Source organism: uncultured Chitinophaga sp., assembly GCF_937898475.1.
Taxonomy (GTDB): Bacteria; Bacteroidota; Bacteroidia; order Chitinophagales; family Chitinophagaceae; genus Chitinophaga.
In genome coordinates this window covers 320695-343606 of record NZ_CALEJS010000012.1, presented here as the reverse complement: position 1 = coordinate 343606, position 22912 = coordinate 320695, and the positions used below count along the sequence as shown (strand labels likewise).

Sequence of the window (22912 nt, the reverse complement as noted above, 5' to 3'; positions counted from 1 at the left end):
ATATAATAACATTTTCATTAGGTGTTAACCTGCCGATACTAAATCTTTTAGCAAAATCCGGCTGCTGGCAAAAATAAAGGATTCAGTCTATCATCCCAAGTATAAGTTTTCCCGCTCCCGTTTTTTCTTGCTTTTAAAAAGTTTTTTATTCGAATTATACTTTATATGAGTTATTTATCTATATTTACATTCCTGGTTGCACACAAGTACAAATTGTCCTAATTATGAAAACACTATGCCTTTTATTACTCATGGTGGTGCTTTCTGTTGCGCTACTGGTTACATTTTTCGTTAACAGGGAACAACGCTCTATGAACCGCCTTGGAAACACCTTCATTGACCTGATCAGGAAATTCGACTCCTGGCAGATGATGAGATGAGGGGGATTATCAACCTAACTAATTGAATACGAGCATTAAAATTACTAACTAAAACCATAGGCTACCAGCATTTAGCTAAATGCCAACAGCTAAAAGCTAATAGCTTTCCAAAAGCCCTATACCTATGAAAACCGGTCTACTATTCAAACTAGCATGCCTGCTAATCGCAGCAATGGTCCTGTTCGTACACTTAACCCGTAAAAACCTGGCTAAGTGGCGTGTGAAAAAAGCTTAACGCTAAAAGGCTTGAAGCCGAAGGCTTAACGCTGGACGCTAAAAGCTAAAGGCCAAACGCAGTATGCACATAGCATTCAGCGTTTGGCCATTTGCGCTATATCGGCATGCAGCGTTCAGCATAAAGCATTATGCCTGCTGCATTCAATGTTGATTATCTGTTGTAGTATTTGTTCACCGCGTCTGTACGGCTTCTTACGTGCAGCTTTTCATAGATATTGTGAACGTGCCTTCTCACCGTTTCAATACTGATATACAGGTTGCTGGCTATCTCCTTATACAGGAAGCCTTTGGAAAGCTGGTCCAGTATCTCTTTCTCTCGGGAGGTAAGCGCCTCCAGCGCGGGGTTGGGTTTTGCCTGCTTCTGGAAATAAGCGACCACGCGGCGGGCTATCTGTGAGCTCATGGGAGAGCCGCCCTCATGCAGATCGCGTATGGCCTCCAGCAGCTCACCGGGGGAAGTTTTCTTAAGAATATATCCGCTGGCGCCTGCTTCCAGCGCCTGGAAGATCTTGTCATCATCCTCGTACACCGTCAGCATCATAAACTGCATGTCGGGGAATTCGGCCTTCAGGCGGGCAATACATTCAATGCCATTCATCCCGCCGGGAAGATTAAAGTCCATCAAAGCTACATTGGGCAGTAAATGAGGAATTTGCTCCAGCGCAGTCTCCGCATTGTTAAAGGCTCCTACACAGGCATAACCCTCAGAACCATTTATCAGCAATTCCATGGCCGTACGGATATCATGGTTATCCTCCACGATGGCTACAGAAATAATATCCATACTGTCCTGGGATTTCTTCTTTGAGTACACAGTCATTGTCTTGGTCTTAGCGGTTACGGTTACTTACACGAAAATGTTATTATGCGCAAAAGTAGATCAATTTAACGGGATATCGAGAAAAACTATCGTCCCGTTCTGGGAAGTGATATCTGCCTGCCCTCCCACGGCCTGCATCCTCTTCTGGATGTTCTTCAGCCCGTTTCCGAACAAACGTACTTTTTCCTGATCAAATCCTTTGCCATTGTCTCTTATAAGAATGGTCATACTATGCTGCTGCATTTTCACTTCTATCATCACCTCAGACGCCTGGGCGTGTTTCACTACATTGTGTAGCGACTCCTTGACAGCCAGATAGATATTGCGGCGGGTTCCACCGCTGAGTTTAACATTCGGTATACTTTCGGGTATGGAAAACTGGTGCGTGATATGGGCATGTTCCAGAAAATCAGCTGCAAAACTGCGCATGTAAGCAATAAGGTTTTCCAGTGAGTCGTTGGAAGAGTTCATAGCCCAGATGATTTCGCTCATCTTGTCTACCAGCTCTCCCGCTGCCTCCGAGATACGTTCTATTTCACGGGTCTGTGAAGGATCTTGTATCTTCCGCTTGGCTATCTCACTCAGTAAACGGATGGTAGATAACCCCGATCCTAAATCATCATGCATATCGCTGGAAATACGGGCCCGCTCCTGGTCTACCGCCTGTTCCTTCTCCAGCTTCAACTTTTCATGACGTATTTTATAATCAAGATACAACGTAGAAAAATAATATGCAATGCCTAGTAGCAGTAACAACAATAAAAATCTGAACCACAGTGATTGCCAGAAGGGTATGCGTATCACAATCTCCAGTGTGGTAGGCGTTGCATTCCAGCGGTCGTCATTATTAGACGCTCTTACCTGGAACGTATAAGTACCCGGCCGCAGGTTGGTATAACGCGCCATCCTGAAAGTACCCGCCTGCACCCAGTCCTCATCCGCGCCCTCCAGCTTGTACTGTACCTTGTTCTTCAATGGGTTGGTATACTCCAGCGGCACAAACTCTATAGCGATGGTGTTCTGGTTATAAGGCAGTTCAATATGATGCAGCAGTGAAATGGCGGTGTCTGATTCATAGGGCTTGTCCAGCACCTCCATCCTTTTAATGATCACCTTGGGAACAAAGGGATTGTCCCTGAAGTTACGCGGGTAAAAACCATTCACCCCCCTGATGCCCCCGAAGAAAAGCTCGCCGTCTACCGATTTGAAATAGGCGCCGGTGTTGAACTCATTAGACTGCAATCCATCCTCATGGTTAAAGGTGGTAATGCTGTTATCTACCGGGTTGATCTGCGAAAGCCCTTTATTATGGCTAACCCATATGCGGTCCTTATCGTCCAGCAGCACCCCATAGAAATAATCATTCACCAGCGCGGGAAAATCATAACTATTGTAATGCTGCAGCTGGTTATAATTATTGTCCAGTATGAAGAGGCCCCTCGTAGTGGCCACCAGCAGCTGTTTATGGGCATTTTTATTAATGCTCTTCACCACCGTGCCGGTAGGCAGGGGAATGATCTTCCAGCGGGCATTGCCCACCTCCTTGGCGTAAAGCGTTGCCTGCGTACCTACATACTGGTTGCCCATGTAGTCTTCATAGTAGCAGTTCAGTATCTCGCCGGGGAAACGGTGCACCAGCGAGGCTTTATACCCCTTGGTATCCGGACTGATAGACAAAAGATACTCTCCATAATTAAAATAGACCTCGCCGTTTACCCGCCTGAAAAGGAACGGGGAGAAATAGTCCCTTTGTTCGGGTAGCCCAAGGCTGTCTACCACGGGCGTCAGGTTTTCAAATTTCTTGGTCTGCACATTGAACAGGCCCAGGTATTTGCCTTCAAAATGCATCCACAGGTATTTGTAATTCTCCCTGCAGATGGCGTCTATGGTATTTACCGAAAAACGGTTCTTTTCTGCAAAGTCAGATATCCGCTCCAGGAAACGCCCTCCTTCTTCATATATATCCAGCCCGTCGCGCCACAGGCCTACATACAGCTTGCCGTCGTCATGCTTGTACATAGAGCGCACCATGTTATGGGTAATAAAGGGAGAACGGTACAGGTTAAACACCTTCTTATGCGGAGAATATTTCTTGATACCGTCTCCATTGGTGCCTACCCACATATTATCGGCTGCATCGCGGTACAGGTAGCGCACATTGTTCAGCGAGCGGGTCTCAAATGTATTAAAGGTGGTGATATGCTGCAGTATCTCATTCCTGCGGATGCTGTAAATCAGCACACCATCGCTCCCCCCTATCCAGATGTTCCCGTCATGGTCCTGCTCCATTACCACAGGCTCAAAAGGTCCTGCCTTGTCTTCAAAGGGAAGATCGGTGTACTTATGCTGCTTCTTATTGAATACTACGATATGCCCCGGACTGGCAATGATCATGGAATCGGCATTCAGGTTGCGCATTACCGGGAACTCGCCTATCACCGGGAGGCAATAGGTACTGAGACGCAGGGTTTTGGTATTCAGGGCCAGCAGTTCTCCGGGCTCAAAGTTCATCCACACGGTAGTACCGTCCATCATGATATCACGTGGCACCAGTCCGCGTTTAAAGATCTGTGGCGGATACAGGATGATCCGTTTAAGGGCATACGTGCGGTTGTCCAGGGCGTACAGGCCCTTGAGCGGGCGCCATACCCAGAGGTTGTGATTGGTGGTATCCTCCCCTATGACCTTGAATTTCACGCTCCAGTCACGTTCCCGCTCATTGATATAGGAGCTGTCTTCCAGTACCATGCGGAAGGTATTGCGGTAGGGATCATATACACTGATACCATTATTATGTGATAACAATAGTTCCTGCCGGCTGTTCTTGAAGAAGCTGTATCCCTTGTAGCCTTTCAGGTCAAAACGGTTGATCACCGCCCTTACCCCGCTGGAGCTGTTAGACACCAGGTTGCCCTTGCCCTCCCCTTTATTCGTCTGTTCGCTGGTTTTGAAACGGTACTCATTGAACACGTAGCCATCAAAACGGTTTACGCCGTCCCGGTTGGCAATCCACATAAAGCCCTGGCTATCTTGTATAATGTCGCTTACGAAGCTTTGAGAAAGACCGTCGTTTACGCTGTACGCATCAAATATGTTAAGCCCCTCCTGTGCGAATAGGGAGTTCATTGCAAAAACGAATACACAAAGCAGCTGCAGTCCTTTTCTTATCTGGGATGGTAAATAGCGCACTGATGCAGGTTAGTTAATTGCAAATATATAAATCTGCATCACACTTTTGAATGATTTTGTAATTTTCTTGCACACTAACAGACTGTATATAAATGACCAAGACAGGCTTCTTTTATTTTTTGTGTTGTTGCTGCACCTTTTTATCGCTGCAAGCTCAACAGAATCAATCGGCAAGATATAGCATCCGGGAGTTAAGCAGGGGGCAGCTGAAAAGCATCCGCGGAATGAGCGTAGTGTCTGAAAACCTGGTATGGGTATCCGGTACCGGGGGGATGGTGGGCAAAAGCAGTGATGGCGGGCAGCATTGGCAATGGATGCAGGTACCCGGCTGCGACAGCTGCGACTGGCGGGATATTGAGGCCTTCAGTGAGCAGGAAGCCCTGGTGATCAATGCCGGGGAGCCGGCGCATATCTTCCGCACGGCAGATGGCGGCACCACCTGGGAACGGGTGTATTTTAATGATACCAAAGGCGTTTTTTTTGACGGGATGGACTTCCGTAACACAAAAGAGGGCTGGGCCATCGGCGATCCCCTGGATGGAAAGTTCACCATTATATATACGGCGGATGGCGGCCGTCACTGGCGGCCGGCCACCAATGCGCCGGCGGCATATAAAGGCGAGGCCATTTTCGCGGCCAGTGGCAGCAGCCTGCGCTCCCTCCCCGGCCAGGCAGATTGTTTTGTAACAGGCGGCGATACGGCCCGCTTCCACAAATACCTGGGGCAGCAATGGAACTCCTTCGCCCTGCCTATCATCCAGGGTAATCCCAGCTCCGGGGCCTTCTCCCTGGCTTTCCTTGATGCCCGTAAAGGAGTAGCCGTTGGCGGCGACTATCGCAACGATACCCTTCGCAGGCAGAACTGTGTGCTTACGGCAGATGGTGGTCAAACCTGGACCGCACCCCTCGTTCCCCCTTCCGGGTACCGCTCGGGTCTTTGCTGGGCAGGGCCCCGGCTGCTGATAGCCACCGGCACCTCGGGAACGGATGTTTCCCTGGATGGGGGCCTCCACTGGCAACTTATCAGCAAAGAAGGATTTCATGTAGTGCAAAGCGCCCGCAATGGTAAAGCTGTTTACCTGGCAGGATCTGATGGCCGTATAGCACGTTTGGAGGGGATACAATAGTGTAATGTTATTTTCGCCGGCTTCTCCATGGGCACTATATGCTTCCTCTAAGCGTTCTCTATGCTTTCAGTATACTTTGCGGGCACCCGGCCGCCTTCCTGCTTTTAGTATAGCACGAAATATCCAAACGCGGGATATGATTAATTATTAACTATGCAGTGGATTTAAAAGAAACAAAAACGGTGCACAGGACATTGTGCACCGCTTGCTGAGGACAAATAGGTTAAAGCAAAAAAGTACGTTTCGTAATAAATTTACCAAGTATTTGATATTTTTCCGGCCGGATTTAGCCAACACATCATTTTTACAGGTGAACGCCGGATTAAGGATGTCAAACGTTGAAAAAGCTGTGGTCACAATCTTTTTTTTTAATTTAGATGACGTGAGCCCAGGCTATGCAGTAGATCGGATTTTTTAAAAGCAACTTATGCAAGTAACCAGTTCGTCCAGTAAATATTCCGTTAAACATTACCCTGATGCTATCAGGAAATGGCAGAAAGAAGGCAACTACTTCTATTTTTATACAGCAGAGACTATTTTGGAGGTGCGGATCATTTCAGACAAAATTGCCCGCTTCCGTTATGCCGCAGACGGCAAATTTCAACGAGATTTTTCCTATGCCATCAACCCACGGCTGGAAGAATCGCCCGTAAATTTCGGTATTCGTGAATTTGAAGAGGTATTTGAGATCTATACCGACGTCATCCGCATCTGGGTGGCCCGTGATAACCTGCGTCTTACCATCACCGACCAGGAAGGCCGCATCATCAACCAGGATGAGATGGGCTTCCACTGGCAGCACTACCTGCTGAAAGGTGGCAAAATCGTGTACTGCAGTAAACAGATCCAGGAGGGCGAATGCTTCTACGGGCTAGGCGACAAGCCCACCGACCTCAACTTACGTGGCAAACGCCTGGAGAACTACGGCACCGATGCCTACGGTTTCCAGAAGGATACCGATCCGCTGTACCGCAATATCCCCTTTTACTATGGCCTGCATCACGGCATTGGCTACGGTATTTTCTTTGACAATACCTTCCGTACCTTGTTCGATTTTGGCCATGAAAGAGAGGATGTTTGCAGTTTCTGGGCCAGGGGCGGTGAAATGAACTACTACTTCATGTACGGCCCCGAACTGCTGCAGGTGGCCGAAGCCTACACCAAAATAACCGGTACGGCAGAGCTGCCCCCCTTATGGGCCCTGGGCTACCAGCAATGCCGCTGGAGCTACTATCCCGAAAAAAGGGTGCGCGAGATTGCAGCAGAGTTCCGCAAACGGCAGATCCCCTGCGATGTGATCCACCTGGACATTGACTATATGGACGGCTTCCGCTGCTTTACCTGGAACAATGAGGCTTTTCCCAACCCGCCAGCCATGATCAAGGACCTGGATGCACAGGGCTTCAAGATAGTGGTGATCATAGACCCGGGTATTAAATCGGACCCGGAGTATGATATCTATAAACAGGGCATGGAGCGCGACTTCTTCTGCAAACGCGCCGATGGCGCTTTGATGGAAGGCGATGTATGGCCGGGTAAGTGTGTGTTTCCTGACTATACGGATCCCAAAGTGCGCGAGTGGTGGAGCAGCTTGTTCAAAAGCCTGGTGGAATCCGGCGTAAGAGGTGTGTGGAATGATATGAACGAACCTGCCGTATTTGAAATGGGCACCTTCCCTGAAGATGTGCGCCATGACTATGACGGAGAAGATGTGAGCCACCGCAAGGCGCACAACATATATGGTCACCTGATGAGCAAAGCCACTGCAGCCGGCTTGCAGAAATACCTGATGCCTAACCGCCCCTTTGTGATTACCCGCTCCTGCTATGCAGGCGCCCAGCGCTGGGCTTCTGTGTGGACAGGCGACAACGTGTCTGAATGGGATCACCTGTGGCTGGCGAATGTACAATGTCAGCGCCTGGCCGTATCGGGAATTTCTTTTGCAGGCAGCGATATCGGCGGCTTTATCGGGGAGCCCGATGGCGAACTGTATACCCGCTGGGTGCAGCTGGCCACTTTCCACCCGCTGATGCGTACCCACTCCGCCAGCAATGAAACCGGCTTTAACCAGGAGCCCTGGAGCTTTGGCAGCAAGTTTGAATTTATCTGCAAACGGTTTATTCAACTGCGGTACCGCCTCCTGCCCTACCTGTATACCACCTTCTGGCAATATCACCATTACGGCACGCCCATGTTGCGCCCACTAGCGTTTGTGGCTCAGCAGGATCCGCAGACCTACAACCGCTCTCACGAGTTCATGCTGGGGGATGCGCTGCTCATCAGCCATGTAGATGCGCCGGGGGTAAAAGAAAAAGAAGTATACCTGCCTGCAGGGCGCTGGTACTATTTCTTTAACGACAGATCATATGAAGGCGGTCAGCTGATCAAAATAGACACGCCGCTGGAAGAAATGCCGTTGTTCGTAAAAGCAGGCTCCGTGTTGCCAAACTATCCCGCTATACAGTATGTAGGCGAAAAGCCGATAGATGAAATGATCCTGAACGTGTACTACTCCGATCAGCCCACCAGCAGCACACTCTATGAAGATGCCGGTGATCATTACGGCTATAAGAACGGGCAATCCAACACCATCCGCTTCAAACAGGTATCAGATAAACAGCAGTTCCGTCTTAAAAAGCGGTTTATGGGCGATTTCCAGGCTTCTTACAAGAAGCACCGCGTACTATTACATGGCCTGCCCTTCAAGCCCACGGAATATGTGGTAGATGGCAAGGCATACAAGCTGAACGCACGCAATTTTGCCGTAGGCATTGTAAAAGTGATCGTAGAAAGAAAATTCGAGGAACTCATTATAAGATAGTAAGGGGCATAACAACTGATGACCCATCACTGATGAAGTAAAAAAAAGGGCACTAACAGATGGATATCTTAGTGCCTTTTCATAACCTATGCCAACTTTAGAGTTTATTCAAAAGTAAGTTGATTCGCGCTACAGGCAAAGCTTTGCAGACCCCTAAGTTTAAAATGAATAAAATGAACAGTGTGAATGCCGGAGAATGGAAAGTGGATAGTGAACAGTACAGACCATGGCTCCCTCACCTGTTACCCTGATCTCTTGTTTTCTTGTTTGCCTGAGAGATCAGGTACATTACTACCAGGATAATAACTACAGCCAGTGCAATCAGCGGTATCAGCATAATCAGGTGCTTTAGCTTTTTAAATCAACTATAACGCCAGACCTGTTTGGCGAGGGGCATAGTACTAATTTTGCCACAATAAGGTGTGGATATTTTCGCTATACTGTAGAACCAGTTACCCGCTATCCCCGTTTGTCCACGCTTTCGCCACATATAATACCACTACACAATACGAAGTCGGCCATGGCACGTTCCTTGTTCCCCTCTCCCCGTAAGCGCTTATATTTTCTGTGAACGGAAACTATTTCTAAAAACATTAAAACTTGATGTTATGACAATGCAAAGCAGCCACTCGGCCCAGGAAGCAGCAACCTGGCAAAACGTTGTCGCCAATGAAAACCCCCAGGTAGAAGACAACAACACGACTGAATCGGAAAAAGAAACTGGCCGTCGTAAGGGGTTACGCGGTTTTGCAGCCATGGATGGCGAAAAGCAACGCGCTATTGCCAGTATGGGGGGCCGTGCCGCTCACCAGCAGGGGGTTGCCCATGAGTTTTCTTCAGAAGAAGCTCGCATGGCAGGCAAGAAAGGCGGTGAGGCCGTAAGCCGTAACCGCGAACATATGGCCGCTATTGGTAAGAAAGGCGGAGAAGCAGCCCATGGCCGCAGACGTCAACGCCAGGAAAACCAGCAGTCGGCGTAATCATTCACCCATTGAACCACTGAAATTTTAAGGCCGGGAGGTCACAATGTCCGGATCTGCAGATCCCGGGCCTTGTGGCCTGTTGGCTTTCTACACATTTCCGGTCTTTGATCCATAGAAAAAGGAGGTACAAGATCAGGATATCCTGTGCCTCCTTTAAATATTTTATTATCTGCAGACAGCATTCCTCAGCCCTGCTTCAATACACTGATGCCTAATGGCGGCACTCTCAGCTTAATAGTATACTCCTTCCCGTTATATTCCTGTTGCACTGCACTGACGGGCGCCGTATTCAATACCCCGCTGCCGTAAAACTGCGGATCATCACTGTTCAGTATCTCATTCCAGGTGCCGGGTATGGGTATACCCAGCAGGTATTCTTCCCTTGCTACCGGCGTCATATTTAGCACGATGATCAGATTGTCTGCTATTGTAGCGCCCTTACGCATATAAGCCAGTACGCTGTTGTCGTAATCATTAGCGCTGATCCACTCAAAACCATCCGGGTCAAACTGCTTCAGGTACAAAGCCGGTTCGGTGGTATACAGCCGGTTCAGCTCTTTTACAAACCGTTGGGCGCCCAGGTGTGTGGGGTGTTCCAAAAGATGCCATTTCAGCTCAGACTTGTAATTCCATTCTTCCGTTTGCCCAAACTCATCGCCCATAAATAAGAGCTTGGTGCCCGGGTGCGTAAACATATAACCGTACATAAGGCGCAGGTTGGCAAATTTCTGCCAGTCATCCCCCGGCATCTTATACACCATGGGCGACTTTCCATGCACCACTTCATCATGGCTCAGGGGCAGCATGAAGTTCTCACTGAAAGCATACATGATGCTGAAGGTAAATTCATCCTGGTGCCATTTGCGGTGCAGAGGGTCCTGCTTAAAATAGGCCAGCGTATCATTCATCCAGCCCATCATCCACTTCATACCAAAACCTAGTCCGCCCATAAAGGTAGGACGTGACACCCCGTAGAACGAGGTGGATTCTTCCGCGATGGTCTGCGTATCGGGGAACAGGTGATACACCCTTTCATTCAGGTGTTTCAGGAAGGCAATGGCCTCCAGGTTCTCCCTTCCCCCCTGCTCATTGGGCACCCAGCCACCGGCATTGCGCGAGTAGTCCAGGTGTATCATAGATGCCACCGCATCTACCCGCAGGCCGTCCAGGTGGTATTTATCCAGCCAGTAAATAGCGTTGCTCAGCAAAAAGCTTTTGACCTCGTTACGGCTGTAGTTAAAAATATAGCTGTTCCAGTCCGGGTGATAACCCTTCCGCATATCCGCATACTCATACACATGCGATCCGTCAAAACGATACAGGCCATGGGCGTCATATGGAAAATGCGAGGGCACCCAATCCAGTATCACCCCGATGCCTGCCTGGTGAAAGGCATCTACCATGGCCATGAAATCCTGCGGGGTACCGTATCGGGATGTAGGCGCATAATAGCCGGTTTGCTGGTATCCCCAGGAACCGTCAAAGGGGTGTTCTCCCACAGGCATCAGCTCTACATGGGTAAAGCCCATCTCTTTGGCATAAGGCGCCAGCATACCCGCTATTTCGCGGTAAGTATAGAACACCTCATGGTTATGGGGATCCGGGCGGCGCCAGGAGCCAAGATGTACTTCGTATACAGAGAAAGGACTTTGCAGGCTGTTGTGCCGTTGCCGCTTCTCCATCCATTTCTTATCTTTCCAGTGATAGTCCAGCTCCCAGGTGATGGAAGCTGTTTTGGGCCGCTGCTCCCAGTATAGGGCAAAAGGGTCTCCCTTGAACAGCTCTTCGCCAGACCTTGCACGGATGAAATACTTGTACAGGGTACCCTTCTTCACATGCGGGATAAATCCTTCCCAGATACCGGAATGGTCCCAGCGCGGTAACAGTGTATGAGTATACCGGTCCCAGTTATTGAAATCTCCCATTACAGACACGTAGGCGGCATTGGGCGCCCATACGGCAAAGTAGGTTCCCTTCACCCCTTCGTATTCCAGGGTGTGTGCACCAAACTTTTCATATAGGCGTTCATGTGTGCCTGCCTGGAACAATTCAATATCTTTCGCGGAGAACAGCGAGAATGGCGCAACAGGCGACAGTGAGCGGTTGGGTTCTGTAGACATCAGCTTACCGGATTACAGTTTTCAGTTTGGGGGAAATAGCCGTTATTTTCCGTCTGAAAATAACAAAAAAAGTCCTCCCGGCTGCACCAGGAGGACTTTTTATTTTTATCTGTCCCTCTCAGGGGATCAATATCTCTTTTTGAAACCAGGCCTGGGCGCACTGCTATACCTTCTGCCATCCTCTCTGTGAGGACGGCCGGAGCCACCACCGCTACGGCGTTTATCTCCATCCTGCGACATTTCAATGCGTACGCTGCGGCCATTGTATTCAGCTTTTTTAAATCCTTGAACAAATTTGTCTACCACATCATTCTCCACTTCGAAGAAAGAATACACACCTTTCAGGTCAATACGGCCAATCTTGTTACCCCTTACCCCGCTGGTATCGCAGAGGTAACGCAGCATATCGCCGCGGGTAAAATCATCCACAGAGCCCAGGTTAATGAACAGGCGGGTGAATTTACCGGTACCACGGTGGCTCATGGTATTACCTTCGTAAGTACGTCTTTCTTCTTTCACGTTCAGATCAGGCGCATCCTGGTAGTACTCCAGGAATTCGTTGAACTCCAGTGAAGCAAAGCGCTTGATCAGCTCTTCCTTGCTCATGGCTGCAAATTCTTCGTATATACGCTCCAGGTAGGGCTCTATCTGCTCTTCATTCACCGTTACATTGTGGATCTTGTGCACCAGTCCGAACAGCTGCTTCTCACACACTGCAAAACCATCGGGCACTTCTGCCTTTGTGAACTTCTTACCGATCACCCTTTCTATCTGCCTGATCTTCCCGATATCCCTGCCGGTAATGATAGCAATTGATATGCCTGATTTACCAGCGCGCGCTGTACGTCCACTGCGGTGAGTGTAGTTCTCTACATCATCCGGCAGCTCGTAGTTGATAACGTGGGTTACATTGTCCACATCGATACCACGTGCGGCCACATCGGTGGCTACCAGCACCTGTAAAGACTTTTCACGGAAACGTTTCATCACCTTATCACGCTGCTGCTGGGTAAGGTCGCCATGCAGCGCATCGGCATTATAGCCGTCGCGGATCAGGGATTCTGCTATCTCCTGAGATTCTATTTTGGTACGGGTAAAGATGATGCCGAAAATCTCCGGGTTGTAATCCACAATACGTTTCAGTGCGGCATATTTTTCACGGGGACGCACCACGTAGTATTCATGTTCAATATTAGCGTTACCGCTGTTCTTGTTACCTACGGTCAGCTCAAAGGGATCGGACATATAGTTTTGTGCTATACGGCGAACCTCCTGCGGCATGGTAGCAGAGAACAGCCAGGTGGTTTTGCTTTGCGGGGTTTTGGATAAGATGTTGTTGATATCTTCCTGGAAACCCATGTTCAGCATTTCATCGGCTTCATCCAGTACGGCGTAGCGCACCTGGTCAAAATTGATAGCGCCACGTTCTATAATATCCAGCAGCCTGCCCGGGGTAGCTACTACCACGTGTGCGCCTCTTTTCAGCTCGCGCAGCTGCTGTACAATGCTTGCGCCGCCATAAACGGCCACCACGCTGATATCTCCCAGGTGTTTGCTGAAATTCTTCAGATCATTGGTTATCTGCAGGCACAGCTCACGGGTAGGACATAATACAAGTCCCTGCGGCTGCCTGCGTTTGATATCCAGTTGTTGTAATAAAGGCAGGCCAAATGCTGCCGTCTTTCCGGTCCCTGTTTGTGCCAGTCCCACAAAATCCCTGTCGCCGGACAATAATACAGGTATTGCTTTTTCCTGTATGGGCGTAGGTGCAACAAATCCCAGATCCTGGATTCCTTTAAGAATGGGCTCTTGTAAGCCCAGTGATTCAAATGTAGTCATTGATTTGCTTTAACAGGCTCCGTCCGGAGCCCTTGTATTTTTTTGTGCTGAACGCTTAGCACTTCACGCCAAACGCTCTGTATGTTTCCGATATACTGCTGCAGCAAGGGATCGCTTTCAGCGTTCAGCGTGCTGCTTTCAGCGTTTATACTAATTCTCCTTCCAGGTCGTAATCAAACGCCTTGGTGATCCTAACCTGCACAAAGTCGCCGGGTTGCAGACGTTTGCTGGTATTGATGATCACCTCGTTATCCACCTCTACGGAGTCAAATTCTGTTCTGCCCAGGTAACGGCCGGATTCTTTCTTATCCACGATCACCTTAAAGACCTTGCCGATCATTTCCTGGTTCTTCTCGTAAGATATTTCCTGCTGTACTTCCATGATCTCCTGCGCCCTCCGCTCCTTTTCTTCAGCCGGAATGTTGTCTTCCAGGTCATAAGCGCTGGTACCTTCTTCATGGCTGTAGGTAAAGATGCCTACGCGGTCAAAACGCACGGCTTCGAGGAAACGTTTCATCTCTTCTACGTCTTCCAGCGTTTCGCCGGGGAAACCGGTAATGAGGGTGGTACGCAAACAAATACCCGGTACCTTTTCGCGGATGGCACGGATAAGATCTTCCATTTCTGTGCGGGTGATCTGCCTTTTCATGGCTTTCAGCATATTGTCAGCCGCATGCTGTAAAGGCATATCCAGGTAATTGCAGATGTTGGGATGCTCGCGCATTACGTCCAGCACATCCATCGGGAATTTGTGCGGGTAGGCATAATGCAGGCGGATCCACTCCAGTCCGGGTATCGCAGCAAGTGCCTTCAGCAGCTGGGCCAGGCGGCGTTCCTTATACAGATCAAGGCCGTAATAGGTCAGCTCCTGCGCTATCAGCATCACTTCTTTGACGCCGAAACGCACCAGCTTTTCCGCTTCCTGTACAATTGCTTCGATCGGCTTGGATACATGGCCACCCCGCATCAGGGGAATAGCGCAAAAAGAACAGGTACGGTTACAGCCTTCAGATATTTTCAGGTAGGCATAATGTGCGGGAGTAGCTAAGAGGCGTTCGCCCAGCAGTTCTGCTTTATAGTCCGCGTCAAACTTCTTTAAGATCAGCGGCAGTTCCATTGTTCCGAACCAGGCGTCCACACCGGGTATCTCCTGTTCCAGGTCGCCACGGTAACGTTCGCTCAGGCAGCCGGTTACATAAACTTTGTCCAGCCAGCCCCTTTGCTTCAGCTCCACCTGCTCCAGGATGGTGTTGATAGACTCCTCTTTGGCTTTATCAATAAAACCACAGGTGTTTACCACTACAATGTTGTGATCCTTCTTTCCACTTTCGTGCACCACATCAATGTCATTGGCTAGCAGCTGTCCGCTGAGGACCTCTGAATCCACCATATTCTTGGAACATCCTAACGTAATAATATTAACCTTGTCTTTCTTTAAAGTTTTCGTCTTCATTTGCCGGTTGGGTTACCGCCACGAAGACAATTAAGACACGAACAAATAAAAACAGCAGACTTACTGTATGTGTACTTAGCCTTAGTGGGGGCTTGCTTATATGAGAAGGTGCAAAATTAATAAAAAAAATTAACAATTAATAATTAAGAATGAATAATCATGACACGGGCAGCCCTCCATTTCCTGCTGGCTGGCCACTCCCGCTGCAATTCTTAGCTATTAATTATTCATTACTAGTTGTTAATTGCCCCAACGCACGCATGGCATTCCGGTGCGCCGCCCTCCGCTTATAGTGATACCACCACTGCGGCGCCAGTTTGATCAGCAGGTTATTCATGCCCCGGAGCCCCACAATATGGTACAGTCCGTTCAGTTTACCGGTGAGGCTCTGGTCTAACGCCCGCAGGCTCATGGCAAAACCGCTGTCCATATACTCCATGTGGTGCCAGTAGCCCCCCGGCATAAAAAGCGTATCGCCGTGCTCCAGGACGGTCGTATACCCATTGGCGTATTGCAGTGCCGGGAATTGCTGTGTGTCCAGCGCCTGGTGCCAGTTCACAAAACTGGCCGCGCTTTCAACGGTGAAGGGCATGCGGTAAATATAGGGCGACTGCTTATTCTCCAGCAGTAAAACCCGTTTGCGGCCCAGGAACTGGGTATGGAAGATGTGTGAAAGGTCAATGTCATAATGCATATGAGCCACCGAACCGGCGCCTCCTGCAAACAACATGGGGTACTTTTTGAGCAGGCCTTTTGCCAGGTGATCCGGCCAGTAAAAATCTTTAGTGAGCTGGGGGGCATGCTGGAAGATATTGAAAAGGAAGATGCGCAGGGTCACCGGTCCCTGCTGTATCATATCGAGGTAGTCCCCAAAACGGATATAATCGTCTGCCCCGTTTACGGGCGTACTGGCGCTGGCCCGCTCATTATTGTATACTCCTACCGTTTGCTGGCCGACAATGGATTTAAAGTAATCCCAGGTCCATTTTTCCCGGGCGGGCCACTCTTCACTTAAGCCGGTAATCACTACCGGTCTACGGGGCTGATAATACTGCTTCCTGAATACTTCCGGTGTTATCTTTTCAACTCTGTCTATAGTGGTGATTTGCATATAAACGAATTGTGGTGATATAAGCGGTAAGGGTAAAAACAAGAACTACTATCCCAAATTTATAAAAAAAGGACGTACCATTAACAATACAAAGAACTCAAACCCAGCGCCTTATAACGCTGAGACTACTTTAATGGGATTTACAGATGATATTATTAAGCGTGTTGACAATCAGCCCTTTATGTTAAACAGCGAATCTACAAACTCCTCTTTATCAAAGATTTGCAGATCCTCCATTTTCTCGCCAATGCCGATGTATTTTACAGGTATCTTAAACTGGTTGGCAATAGCCAGTACCACCCCGCCTTTAGCGGTGCCATCCAGTTTGGTGATAGCGAGGGAAGTAACTTCTGTGGCAGCAGTGAATTGTTTGGCCTGCTCCAGGGCATTCTGACCGGTAGAGCCATCCAGCACCAGCAGTACCTCATGTGGTGCGTCGGGCACCACTTTTTTCATTACCCGCCTGATCTTGCTCAATTCGTCCATCAGGTAGGCCTTGTTATGTAAACGCCCTGCGGTATCCACAATGATCACATCTACATTCCTGGCTACCCCGCTCTGTACGGTATCAAATGCTACGGCGCCGGGGTCGGATCCCATTTGCTGCTTAACAATGGGTACGCCTGCGCGCTCGCTCCAGATGGTGAGCTGGTCTACCGCTGCAGCCCTGAAAGTATCGGCAGCGCCCAGCAGTACAGATTTACCTGCTTTCCTGAAATTATAGGCCAGTTTACCGATGGTGGTGGTCTTACCAACGCCGTTCACGCCTACCACCATAATCACATACGGCTTCTTACCTTCGGGCACCTCGAAATCGCGGAAGCCGCTATCGGGTGCATCTACCAGGATGGCTGCAATCTCTTCTTGCAGTATCTTGTTCAATTCACTGGTTCCCAGGTATTTGTCTTTTGCTACACGTTTCTCTATCCGGTCAATTATTTGTACGGTGGTATCTACGCCAACGTCTGCAGATACGAGTGCTTCCTCCAGGTTATCGAGTACTTCGGTATCTACGGTGGACTTACCCGCGATGGCTTTACCGATCTTGGACAGAAAGCTTTCTTTGGTCTTCTGTAATCCCTGATCCAGGCTCTCTTTCTTTTCCCGGGAAAATAGTTTATTGAAAAAGCTCATAATGGTTCTTTTAGTCGATGGTCCATCATCCATGGCCCACAGAAGGTATCCCCTTCATTAGAGTCTTTAAATTAAGACAAAGGAGTTGCAATTTACAATATTATTATGTGGGGGCAAGGTCTATGGTTACGCGCAATGGACGATGAACCGGCCACAAACACAAAAAGCTGTCCAGGAACGGAACAGCTTCTTGCAGTATAATTTAGTAAAGCCGAATTACTTTTGGTTCATGTACTCCTGCACTTTGTCTTTGTGCACAATAGCTTCCTTAAAAGTATAGGCGCCGGTTTTCGGAGAACGTACCGCTTTGATCACTTTGGTCCACACTTTAGCATCAGCAGCTGCCTTAGCATCTTTCTTGATCGCGGTCTTAGCTTGTTTTGCCATTGGTTTATTGGTTTATTGGTTTAATTGTGCTTACTGGTGTTGAAACAGTTGCTTACAACAACCATTTCACCATACCGACAATTCAACAAAATTATTTAATTTCTTTGTGTACAGTCACCTTCCTCAGGATAGGGTTGTACTTCTTCAGCTCCATACGTTCAGGAGTGTTCTTTTTGTTCTTGGTGGTGATATAACGGGAAGTGCCTGGCTGACCAGTGGTCTTGTGCTCGGTACATTCCAGGATCACTTGCACCCTGTTACCTTTCTTTGCCATTGTATATACAATTAGTGAATTCCGTAATTAAATTTCCTGTCCGGCTGCACGCAATTCCTTCACTACTGCATACAAACCTCTTTTGTTAATAGTCCTTAAACCGTCAGCAGACACTTTCAAGGATATCCAGCGATCTTCTTCCGCCAGGAAAAAACGCTTTTTCTGCAGGTTGGGCAGAAATCTTCTCTTTGTTTTGATATTAGAGAAGGAAACATGGTGACCTGTTATCGGCTTCTTTCCTGTCACCTGACATACTCTTGCCATGATCTTAAAAATTTTGGACTGCAAAAGTCCACTTTTTTTATTTATTTCACAAATATTCTTGCCCGAATTTATTAACATTATCTAAATGTGCAAAATATGCAAATGTACTGACGGATAAAAACAACTTAAAATCAATTGTTTATCCTAACTCACTTTAACTTTTCCACATCCGCCGGCACCTCGCTCCTGCTTTTTGATAATATTATTTTACCTGGTTTTACCAGGCTTCGCATAGGCTTCACCAAGGCTTATCCTTGCTCCGGGGCTTTTTGTTAAAATAGTACCGCCAGGCTCCTGAGCACTGCACCCAGTCTTACGGCATCCAGCACGCGTTGCTGCTCAGTACCATGTTTTAATACGGCTTCTTCGTGAGAAGTAACGCACATTTCGCAGCCGTTCAGGGCGGAGATCACCAGGCTTAACAGCTCAAAGAACTCTTTGCCCAGTACAGGGCTGGCCATAATGCTCATCCGGATACCGGCGGGGGTGCTGGAATAGAATTCCTTATTCACAAAGTGACGGAAACGGTAAAACACGTTATTGGCATTCATCAGGGAAGTACAGCTGATAGCTTCTGCAATTTCCTTGTCGGTAGCACCTTCCTGCTGCGACAGCTTTTCAAAACCAGCCTGCAGGGCAGCCTGTTTCTCGTTTACCGCTACGGCTACGCCTATCAGGTAAGCCTCCTTTTTGCTGAGGGTGGCGGCGCCGAGAGAGTTGGTGACGTTCAGTTTCAGATCCTTCAGGTAACGGACATCTGTAGTGGCCAGGGTTTGCAGGTTTACCGGCAGCTGGGTGTCGGTGATACCTACGGTCTGTAACAGCTGGATGGCCGTATCGTTATTCGTTGTAGCAAACATGATTTGTTGTAATTATAGATTGAAAGTTTGAGGGTTTGAAAGTCCGAAGGAGAACGTGTCAAACCTTCAAACCTCCAAACCCTCAATCAGTGAAAGATATATTACGCAGTCAGGGTAGCTTCTCCTTTCTGCCAGTTGCAGGGGCACAGCTCGTCTGTCTGCAGTGCATCCAGTACCCGTACCACTTCTTTTACGTTACGGCCTACATTCAGGTCGTACAGGGATACCCAGCGGACAATGCCCTGGGGATCTACGATGAAAGTAGCGCGGTAAGCGATCTTTTCGTTAGCCTCCAGGATACCCAGTTCTTCAGCCAGTGATTTGGAAGTATCAGCCAGCATGGGGAACTGCAGGCCACGCAGATCATCGTGATCTTTTCTCCAGGCCAGGTGCACAAATTCGCTATCGGTAGAAGCGCCGATCAGGATGGCATCACGGTCGGTGAAGTCCTGGAAGTGCTTGTTAAATTCTGCAATTTCAGTGGGGCACACAAAAGTGAAGTCCTTGGGCCACCAGAACATTACCAGCCATTTGCCGGAGTTTTTGATCTCTTCGGAAGAGATATCATAGAACTCTTTGCCTTTTTCTAAGGAAACAACTGCCGTTTTTTTGAACTCGGGGAACTGAGACCCTACGGATAAAGTGACATTTTTCATTTGTATTGCTGAGTTTTAATTTATATGCTTATTGCCAGGCTTTGCGTAATATCCACGCATTTTAAAAACAGGTGCAAAGTTCTTTGTCTCCATATAATAAATCAAATAGATTTTCCAGATGAGGTATTGATATTTTCTATACTTAGTTAACAAACCTATAGACAATCCATATGCGCCCCCGCCCAGCCCGCAATCCTGCGCAAGTCTGATAAACCGCCCTTTAACAGGCAACCCGTGGTCGCTGCCGACCGTAACAATTTGGCACGTTATTTAGTTATAATAGAGAAACTGAAAATTTTGGCAGGTATGAAACTTAAGCATGTACTTTTAGTGATCATTACGGTGGGCCTTGCTTTGATTCCGTTTATCAAAAACAGCATCAACAGACAGGATGAATTTGACGCTACGCAGGATCTGTTCATCTAGCCCCCTGGATACCATCTTCACTTAAAACTGCCCTACCCCGGGGTCAGGAACCCATTTGTCGTTTTTCTCATAGTGTTGCCAGATCAGCCCCGATACCGTCCGCAACAGCTCCCAGGCCTCATTATCGCGGTCCCAGCGCTGATCCTGGTTCTCCTTGGTAATAATACTGTACACATAATCCCCATGTGGGGCGTTCACCATCACCACCTCCGAACGGGATGTGTTAACAGCGCCGTTCTTCGATGCTGTTCTGATGCGCGGCGGTACCTGCAGCAGGCCTTCGGTATCCCAATAGTTGCGGCAAAGGTTGCGGTACATCCGCTCGCTGGCCGCCTTGCTGATCACCTCTCCTTTATAGATCATTTCCATCAGGCGGGCCATTTCCCTTGGTGAGGTTTGTCCCCAGCCATACTGGCTGCGGTTGGCCTCCCTGCCAGGGGTACGGCTGTTCACACGGGTGTTCACAAAGCCATGAGCCTCCAGCCAGGCGTTGATCTGCTGCCCCCCTCCAGCGAGCGACTGTAACCAGAGGCTGGCCGTATTGTCGCTCATGGTCAGCATCAGCATCATCACCTTATCAAGATCAATTTTATGCCCTTCCTTAAACGCGCCCAGGATATCCTCCTCACCGGGGTACAGCAGGGAGTCCTTATAGATCAGCGGCTGGTGATACTGCAGCTCCCCCTTTGCGATCTTGTCAAAGATCCCGATCATGATCGGCACCTTGATGGTACTCGCCGTAGGGAAAACAGTATCTGCATTGATAGCCACCACCCTGTTCTTTTGCAGGTGATGCACATAAATACCGGCGATGCCATGGTGCTTCTCCAGGTAAGGGCGCAGTAAAGCTGCCAGGCGCTTATCTTCCTGTTGAGAGAATACCGTGCTGCTGATCAGCAGCGCAAAAAACAAAAAGAAGGACCTCATATATTAGCTGTTGGCTGTTAGCTATTTCTCACGTTACCTCGTTGATCAGATCTGCAAAGCTCCTGATGCCTATCATCTTGGCGCTGGTATATCCTTCCGCATAGGCTACCCCTACCATTTTGCCCAGCATTTTAGCGCGGTAGATCACGCTTTCAAAGAAGGAGGGAGAAGAGATATAGGTTTGCAGTGTTTCCTGCTCGGGCGCCAGGAACTGTGTTTTAAAACAGCGGATGGCATCCAGTTTCTGCTCCATCACTGCGGTGATGTCCACCACAAAATCAGGCTCATGGTACCTGTCCTGCAAGAAGTGGAACACCTGTTTGGGGCGCCACGCCTGCTGTAACTGCCCGTTAAACGTTGTCTCTATTTTGCGCAGCCCTGCCAGGAAGCAGCTGTCGGCCACCAGCCTGGCGGCCCTGCCATGATCCGGATGCCGGTCGTCTATGGCGTTGGTCAGCACAATGTCGGGCTGGTATTTTCGTATAGCCGTAATAATGGCCAGTTGTTCCGTTCTTTCGTTCCTGAAAAAGCCGTCTGCCAGCTCCAGGTTTTCTCTAACGGCCAGGCCCATCAGCTCCGCAGCGGCTTTGGCCTCAGCGGCCCTTGTTTCCGGTGTGCCACGGGTGCCAAGCTCACCCCGGGTCATGTCTGCCACACCCACTTTCATCCCCTGGGCGGCGTGCACCATCAGGGTGCCTGCGCAGGAGAGCTCCACATCATCGGGGTGGGCTGCAATAGCAAGTATATCCAGTTTCATGGGTGCAAAGGAACGCAAAAAGTTCGAAAGGTTAAATACACCCCCGGGCGCTATAATATAAATGGTTATCTATGCGTATATACATTAAAAAAAGCCTGATGAAAGCACTATTTTGTACTCCCCTTTTAGCCATTACCACGTTATGCCTGTTTAGTATCGCCTGCAAAAAAGACGCAAAACAGCCGCCTGTCCAGCCGCCCCCTCCCGACACTACAGATGTTCGCCCCGAAGGCAAGACCGGTCCGCTGAACGCGGTGTATATTGAAGTGAACAATAACTATTTTGCCAATGCAAAGTGTTATACCATGAAGACCGGCGGACAACCCTTCTTTGACATCGCTATTATTTTTGCCGCCAACATCAACTATGATACCCAGGCAAAGAAAGCCGTGCTCTATAACAATCCCAATGTTACAACGGTACTGAACAACCACGCTGCCTACATCCAACCGCTGCAGGACAAAGGCATTAAAGTACTCCTTTCTGTACTGGGCAACCACCAGGGCGCCGGCTTTGCCAATTTTACCAGCCGTGCCGCAGCCAATGCTTTTGCCCAACAACTGAGCGATGCTGTTACCGCCTACGAACTGGATGGTATCGATTTCGATGATGAATACGCTGAATACGGCAAGAACGGTCTGCCCCAGCCTAACGACAGCTCCTTCATCCTGCTGCTGGACGAGCTGCGTAAACTGATGCCCGGCAAGATCATCTCGCTGTATAATATTGGTCCTGCGGCAGCGCACTCTTCCTGGAACGGGAAAAAAACTGGTGATTATATTAACTATGCCTGGAACCCCTACTATGGCACTTATGCCCCTCCCGTATTGGCAGGTATGACCAAAGGTCAGCTGGGCCCTGCCGCCATCTGGATCAATCATACTTCCCTGTCTACCGCTGCCAACCTGGCCCAGAGAACCATGAACGATGGCTACGGTGTGGTGCTTTACTACGACCTGCCCCGGTCAGATGTGAAGAACTACCTTTCCCGTACCGCCCTCATCACCCAGAAGGACAGCGTTAACACCACGCCGGATTGTTTAAGGTGAGTTTAAGGTTTGAAAGTTTAATAGTTTGAAAGTGGCCAGCCTCATTGGGGCACCTTTAAACATTTAAACTTTCAAACTTTTCACCCTATCTTTTCGGG

The 22912-nt window shown here is 48.9% G+C and carries 19 protein-coding genes; 5 read left to right on the top strand and 14 right to left on the bottom strand.

The annotated features are described in order from the left end of the window. The first annotated feature begins 224 nt into the window (after positions 1 to 224). Positions 225 to 380, top strand: a complete 156-nt coding sequence (locus tag Q0577_RS04800) for a hypothetical protein (protein ID WP_298733316.1) — start codon at positions 225 to 227, stop codon at positions 378 to 380. 388 nt (positions 381 to 768) lie between these two features. On the opposite strand, the gene Q0577_RS04795 is transcribed toward Q0577_RS04800, so the two are convergent. Next, positions 769 to 1437, bottom strand: a complete 669-nt coding sequence (locus tag Q0577_RS04795) for a response regulator transcription factor (protein ID WP_298733314.1) — start codon at positions 1435 to 1437, stop codon at positions 769 to 771. Positions 1438 to 1497: 60 nt separating this feature from the next. Continuing rightward, positions 1498 to 4563, bottom strand: a complete 3066-nt coding sequence (locus tag Q0577_RS04790) for a triple tyrosine motif-containing protein (protein ID WP_298733312.1) — start codon at positions 4561 to 4563, stop codon at positions 1498 to 1500. A 287-nt stretch (positions 4564 to 4850) separates the two neighbouring features. Between Q0577_RS04790 and Q0577_RS04785 the strand changes: the two genes are divergently transcribed. The 3 genes from Q0577_RS04785 (at position 4851) to Q0577_RS04775 (ending at position 9554) form a co-directional block, all read left to right on the top strand. Next, positions 4851 to 5753 carry a YCF48-related protein gene (locus tag Q0577_RS04785; RefSeq protein ID WP_298733310.1) on the top strand — a complete coding sequence of 301 codons (903 nt, stop codon included), beginning with the start codon at positions 4851 to 4853 and terminating at the stop codon, positions 5751 to 5753. 427 nt (positions 5754 to 6180) lie between these two features. After that, a complete protein-coding gene (locus Q0577_RS04780) occupies positions 6181 to 8574 on the top strand; it encodes a glycoside hydrolase family 31 protein (RefSeq protein WP_298733308.1) in 2394 nt (797 codons plus the stop codon). A gap of 614 nt (positions 8575 to 9188) precedes the next feature. Then, a complete protein-coding gene (locus Q0577_RS04775) occupies positions 9189 to 9554 on the top strand; it encodes a KGG domain-containing protein (protein ID WP_298733306.1) in 366 nt (121 codons plus the stop codon). Between the two features lie 188 nt (positions 9555 to 9742). Here Q0577_RS04775 and glgB read toward each other — a convergent pair whose 3' ends face one another. The 12 genes from glgB to bshB1 all read right to left on the bottom strand — a co-directional run bounded on the left by glgB (position 9743) and on the right by bshB1 (position 21783). Continuing rightward, the gene (gene glgB, locus Q0577_RS04770; RefSeq protein ID WP_298733304.1) at positions 9743 to 11677 is read right to left on the bottom strand and encodes a 1,4-alpha-glucan branching protein GlgB; all 1935 of its coding nucleotides are present in this window, start codon (positions 11675 to 11677) and stop codon (positions 9743 to 9745) included. Positions 11678 to 11803: 126 nt separating this feature from the next. Next, positions 11804 to 13516, bottom strand: a complete 1713-nt coding sequence (locus Q0577_RS04765) for a DEAD/DEAH box helicase (RefSeq protein WP_298733303.1) — start codon at positions 13514 to 13516, stop codon at positions 11804 to 11806. A 145-nt stretch (positions 13517 to 13661) separates the two neighbouring features. After that, positions 13662 to 14969 carry a 30S ribosomal protein S12 methylthiotransferase RimO gene (gene rimO / locus Q0577_RS04760; RefSeq protein ID WP_298733301.1) on the bottom strand — a complete coding sequence of 436 codons (1308 nt, stop codon included), beginning with the start codon at positions 14967 to 14969 and terminating at the stop codon, positions 13662 to 13664. 223 nt (positions 14970 to 15192) lie between these two features. Further along, positions 15193 to 16080, bottom strand: coding sequence for a cupin-like domain-containing protein (locus Q0577_RS04755; RefSeq protein WP_298733299.1), 888 nt, complete (start codon positions 16078 to 16080; stop codon positions 15193 to 15195). A gap of 171 nt (positions 16081 to 16251) precedes the next feature. Next, positions 16252 to 17214 carry a signal recognition particle-docking protein FtsY gene (gene ftsY, locus Q0577_RS04750; RefSeq protein WP_298733297.1) on the bottom strand — a complete coding sequence of 321 codons (963 nt, stop codon included), beginning with the start codon at positions 17212 to 17214 and terminating at the stop codon, positions 16252 to 16254. A 216-nt stretch (positions 17215 to 17430) separates the two neighbouring features. Continuing rightward, positions 17431 to 17601: a DUF4295 family protein gene (locus Q0577_RS04745; protein ID WP_298733295.1), complete on the bottom strand. Its 171-nt coding sequence runs from the start codon at positions 17599 to 17601 to the stop codon at positions 17431 to 17433. 91 nt (positions 17602 to 17692) lie between these two features. Beyond that, entirely contained in the window at positions 17693 to 17875 is a 183-nt protein-coding gene (rpmG, locus tag Q0577_RS04740; RefSeq protein WP_298733294.1) for a 50S ribosomal protein L33, read from the bottom strand. Positions 17876 to 17902: 27 nt separating this feature from the next. Further along, positions 17903 to 18139, bottom strand: a complete 237-nt coding sequence (rpmB, locus tag Q0577_RS04735) for a 50S ribosomal protein L28 (RefSeq protein ID WP_145715343.1) — start codon at positions 18137 to 18139, stop codon at positions 17903 to 17905. Positions 18140 to 18411: 272 nt separating this feature from the next. After that, positions 18412 to 18999 (bottom strand): carboxymuconolactone decarboxylase family protein, encoded by a 588-nt coding sequence (locus tag Q0577_RS04730; RefSeq protein WP_298733291.1) that lies wholly within the window; start codon positions 18997 to 18999, stop codon positions 18412 to 18414. 101 nt (positions 19000 to 19100) lie between these two features. Continuing rightward, entirely contained in the window at positions 19101 to 19655 is a 555-nt protein-coding gene (locus Q0577_RS04725; RefSeq protein ID WP_298733289.1) for a peroxiredoxin, read from the bottom strand. A gap of 447 nt (positions 19656 to 20102) precedes the next feature. Then, the gene (locus Q0577_RS04720; RefSeq protein WP_298733287.1) at positions 20103 to 21008 is read right to left on the bottom strand and encodes a serine hydrolase; all 906 of its coding nucleotides are present in this window, start codon (positions 21006 to 21008) and stop codon (positions 20103 to 20105) included. Between the two features lie 28 nt (positions 21009 to 21036). Then, the gene (bshB1, locus tag Q0577_RS04715; protein WP_298733285.1) at positions 21037 to 21783 is read right to left on the bottom strand and encodes a bacillithiol biosynthesis deacetylase BshB1; all 747 of its coding nucleotides are present in this window, start codon (positions 21781 to 21783) and stop codon (positions 21037 to 21039) included. 80 nt (positions 21784 to 21863) lie between these two features. Between bshB1 and Q0577_RS04710 the strand changes: the two genes are divergently transcribed. Continuing rightward, complete coding sequence (locus Q0577_RS04710; protein WP_298733283.1) at positions 21864 to 22814, top strand: endo-beta-N-acetylglucosaminidase H; 951 nt, start codon at positions 21864 to 21866, stop codon at positions 22812 to 22814. The last annotated feature ends 98 nt before the right edge of the window (positions 22815 to 22912 follow it).

What these genes read in the sequence shown, in the direction of transcription:
- Q0577_RS04800 (WP_298733316.1), top strand. Translation starts at nt 225, where the DNA reads ATGAAAACACTATGCCTTTTATTACTCATGGTGGTGCTTTCTGTTGCG.
- Q0577_RS04795 (WP_298733314.1), bottom strand. Translation starts at nt 1,437, where the DNA reads ATGACTGTGTACTCAAAGAAGAAATCCCAGGACAGTATGGATATTATT.
- Q0577_RS04790 (WP_298733312.1), bottom strand. Translation starts at nt 4,563, where the DNA reads ATGAACTCCCTATTCGCACAGGAGGGGCTTAACATATTTGATGCGTAC.
- Q0577_RS04785 (WP_298733310.1), top strand. Translation starts at nt 4,851, where the DNA reads ATGAGCGTAGTGTCTGAAAACCTGGTATGGGTATCCGGTACCGGGGGG.
- Q0577_RS04780 (WP_298733308.1), top strand. Translation starts at nt 6,181, where the DNA reads ATGCAAGTAACCAGTTCGTCCAGTAAATATTCCGTTAAACATTACCCT.
- Q0577_RS04775 (WP_298733306.1), top strand. Translation starts at nt 9,189, where the DNA reads ATGCAAAGCAGCCACTCGGCCCAGGAAGCAGCAACCTGGCAAAACGTT.
- glgB (WP_298733304.1), bottom strand. Translation starts at nt 11,677, where the DNA reads ATGTCTACAGAACCCAACCGCTCACTGTCGCCTGTTGCGCCATTCTCG.
- Q0577_RS04765 (WP_298733303.1), bottom strand. Translation starts at nt 13,516, where the DNA reads ATGACTACATTTGAATCACTGGGCTTACAAGAGCCCATTCTTAAAGGA.
- rimO (WP_298733301.1), bottom strand. Translation starts at nt 14,969, where the DNA reads ATGAAGACGAAAACTTTAAAGAAAGACAAGGTTAATATTATTACGTTA.
- Q0577_RS04755 (WP_298733299.1), bottom strand. Translation starts at nt 16,080, where the DNA reads ATGCAAATCACCACTATAGACAGAGTTGAAAAGATAACACCGGAAGTA.
- ftsY (WP_298733297.1), bottom strand. Translation starts at nt 17,214, where the DNA reads ATGAGCTTTTTCAATAAACTATTTTCCCGGGAAAAGAAAGAGAGCCTG.
- Q0577_RS04745 (WP_298733295.1), bottom strand. Translation starts at nt 17,601, where the DNA reads ATGGCAAAACAAGCTAAGACCGCGATCAAGAAAGATGCTAAGGCAGCT.
- rpmG (WP_298733294.1), bottom strand. Translation starts at nt 17,875, where the DNA reads ATGGCAAAGAAAGGTAACAGGGTGCAAGTGATCCTGGAATGTACCGAG.
- rpmB (WP_145715343.1), bottom strand. Translation starts at nt 18,139, where the DNA reads ATGGCAAGAGTATGTCAGGTGACAGGAAAGAAGCCGATAACAGGTCAC.
- Q0577_RS04730 (WP_298733291.1), bottom strand. Translation starts at nt 18,999, where the DNA reads ATGTTTGCTACAACGAATAACGATACGGCCATCCAGCTGTTACAGACC.
- Q0577_RS04725 (WP_298733289.1), bottom strand. Translation starts at nt 19,655, where the DNA reads ATGAAAAATGTCACTTTATCCGTAGGGTCTCAGTTCCCCGAGTTCAAA.
- Q0577_RS04720 (WP_298733287.1), bottom strand. Translation starts at nt 21,008, where the DNA reads ATGAGGTCCTTCTTTTTGTTTTTTGCGCTGCTGATCAGCAGCACGGTA.
- Q0577_RS04710 (WP_298733283.1), top strand. Translation starts at nt 21,864, where the DNA reads ATGAAAGCACTATTTTGTACTCCCCTTTTAGCCATTACCACGTTATGC.